This is a genomic window from Natrinema soli (assembly GCF_028618695.1).
Window position 1 is genome coordinate 1 of the sequence record NZ_JAQIVI010000108.1, and the last position, 954, is coordinate 954.

Annotated in this window: 1 pseudogene; it reads right to left on the bottom strand. The window is 47.7% G+C overall.

Features of this window, described 5'->3' with window-relative positions:
- Positions 1-805, bottom strand: a pseudogene (locus PGX04_RS07660) (hypothetical protein); the annotation flags it as partial.
- Positions 806-954 lie beyond the last annotated feature (149 nt).

The window sequence follows — 954 nt, forward strand, 5'->3', positions numbered from 1 at the left end:
CCGCCCGAACCGGATATGTAACTTCAGCACGCCCCCGGATGTAGTCATCGCCACGGGCATCGCAGATGATCCAGTACGCCTCCGCAGGGGCGAGTGACGTATCAAATGTGAACGAATTGCCAGCTTCGAGCGTTGCGATTGTCTGTCGTTCCAAGACGTCTCCTGAATCAGTTGTCAAATAGGCTGTCGTGAGCCCGGTAGTATTCTCTGAGAGACGACAGATAAGGCCATCAATACTGGCCGTTGTCTCAATTCGAACGCCCGATTGTTTATTCAGTCCGTTCCACGATTGCGTTTCATCATCGGTCGCTAGATCGATTGCAGCACCTTTTTCGGCAGCTGTATTACTGGTTCGAATTTGATCGATGCAGTACCGATATGTGTTTGATGGGGCGCCACTTCCATTGTAAATACCGTGTGTGACTACGAGGGAATCACTCTCGAGTGGATAGGAGGCTGTCGTTCGACCCCGGCTATAGTCGTAGCCTTGGGCGTCACATAGAATCCGGTAGCTCTTTCCGGCTTTGAGTGCTGCCTCAAACTCGAATGTATCACCACCCTTGAGCGTTGCAACCGTTTGTCGTTCTATGACTGTTCCTGAGTCATCAGTTAAATAGGCTGTAATGACTCCTGCAGTCTGAGCAGAAAGACGACACTGTAAGGTATCGATGATTTCTTTCGTTTCAAGTCTAATTCCTGCGCGGTTCTGCTGACCTACTTGCTTTCCCTCGTCACTCCCGAGATTGAGTATCCCTCCCGGTACTGTCTTATTGTTAGTTTCCACACCAGTGCTAGTTTCTTCCACCGAAGAATTCGAATTAGGTAACATGATTATGAATCTCTGTATTGTCGTTAGCTCAGCGAATTTTACAAATAACTATCAATACTAGCGGATGATAATTATTACGATACCTGCAAAAAAGGATGTCAAGGTTAGAGCGATACATTGTGTTC